Origin of the sequence: Geobacillus sp. WSUCF1 (genome assembly GCF_000422025.1) — a bacterium.
GTDB classification, from domain to species: domain Bacteria; phylum Bacillota; class Bacilli; order Bacillales; family Anoxybacillaceae; genus Geobacillus; species Geobacillus zalihae.
In genome coordinates this window covers 1-1,748 of the sequence record NZ_ATCO01000283.1, presented here as the reverse complement: position 1 = coordinate 1,748, position 1,748 = coordinate 1, and the positions used below count along the sequence as shown (strand labels likewise).

At 39.1% G+C, this 1,748-nt stretch carries 2 protein-coding genes; both read right to left on the bottom strand.

Annotated elements, in window-relative coordinates; genetic code table 11:
- Positions 1 to 344: 344 nt before the first annotated feature.
- Positions 345 to 794, bottom strand: coding sequence for a hypothetical protein (locus tag I656_RS19600; protein WP_235048681.1), 450 nt, complete (start codon positions 792 to 794; stop codon positions 345 to 347).
- Positions 795 to 1,434: 640 nt separating this feature from the next.
- A complete protein-coding gene (locus I656_RS0117225; RefSeq protein WP_223810853.1) occupies positions 1,435 to 1,635 on the bottom strand; it encodes a transposase in 201 nt (66 codons plus the stop codon).
- Positions 1,636 to 1,748 lie beyond the last annotated feature (113 nt).

Genomic DNA, 1,748 nt, shown 5'->3' with positions numbered 1-1,748 from the left:
TCCTCGCCAAAGACGATGAACATAAAATCCCTCAACATCCATATACGTTTGCGCGTGATCCGAAGGGACAATTTCAGAATACACATATCCAAAGTGGCGGTTGTTTTCCTTGTGCAGAGAATTTTTGATCATATACCCTACAACAGAAGATTGGTAAGGTTTTCTACTATGTTGTATGCTGACGTGAGACGCATCCCGATACGTCTTGTAGGAGCTATAAAGCTGATGATAATCGACAACCGCATTTTCAGTCGTCAAAATCCCGTAAAAATCCGTCTCCTTTTCTTTCGGATCGATAAGCCATTCATACGACAAGACGACGGCATATCGATGCTCTTCTCGACTTAACAAGGAAACGGATATGTCAATTCCATGATGTTCTTTTTTTGATCGGTGTAAATCGTGGACGCGGTGCATAATTTCTGTTTCTCGATATGGCATCGGATCATTGGATGATCCGCCTGTTTCTTGAAAATCTCCTTCACCGTTTGTTCATCGAGCTCATGCCATTGATTCGCCGCACTTCTCGCGCGAAAAAAATCCATCTCCTCCCGATCCAAGTGACGAATCTCTTCTTTCGTCATCCCCAGCCGAAAGAAAGCCGCAGCCTCCTTGTTTTTGAGCTGTCGGTTGACTTTATTGGCGTTTTCCGGCTCTCTAATGAGATTTTCTATCTCTTCTTGATCAAAACCTTGTCTTTTTGCATCCAAATGATGAGCCTGTAAATTCATCTCCTGATGATCGCAGCCAGCTAGCATTGTACACAACAAAACATAACGGAGGATCCGTTTCAATGATAAGCCACCCTCTTCACCGTAAGGTATTGTCAAAAGTTTATCCTCCACACTCACGGTTTTTCCTTGAGTTTCAACGGTCGGAAGAAAAAAAGCTTGCCACCCCCATTCAATAATTGTTTTTGGATTTATCCAAAAAATTGATAAATAGCATAATATAAAAACAATATAGTATTAATGACAAGCGTAACAAACAAGATTTTGTAGATAGTTGTTTTTCTCTCTCTAACCCCCAAAAACTTAATTTGGAAAAATAAAAGTAGAATATTAAAAAAGGTAGGCACTAAAGTATAAAAATACCTTTCATCGCTAATGGATACTACGCTTGGATTAAACCAATAAATGAACGCATCAGAATTTTGAATCATCAAGCTGAATAAAATAATAAACCATGAAATAACTAACAAGAGAACCTTTATGAATATTCCACTTTTTCCAGAAAATATAAGTTTCATAAAAATAAAATGCCACCTACCTTATAATGATTTAGATTAGTCATGCCTTTTTCTTGTTGCTGTTGAACACCTCTTTTTTCAGGCGTGTTGATTAACCGATAATCCCCATCCACATCATAGAAAAAAGAGCACCTTTCCTGTAGAATGTAAGTATATACATACAACATGAAGAGTGAGTTTCTCAGTCATCCTGCACACCCCAAGCGTTGCAGCACTTCCTCCGGGCGTTCATGGATGTCATCCATAAACCGAGCAATGGCTTGGGCGATATCGTTTCGATCTTGATGAAACACATTGGCAATGACGGTGTCTTTCAGCCATTTCCACAAGTGCTCGATCGGGTTCAGCTGTGGCGAATAGGAGGATATGACCATTGATGTAGTCAAAAAACAGTTCCGCATCGTGTAAGAGGGTCTCTGTTTGTCTCTTTTAACCATAGAAATTATTGTAGTGAAAAATGCTCATCTACAGTTTAATTGTATATAGGTTGTAATAAAGA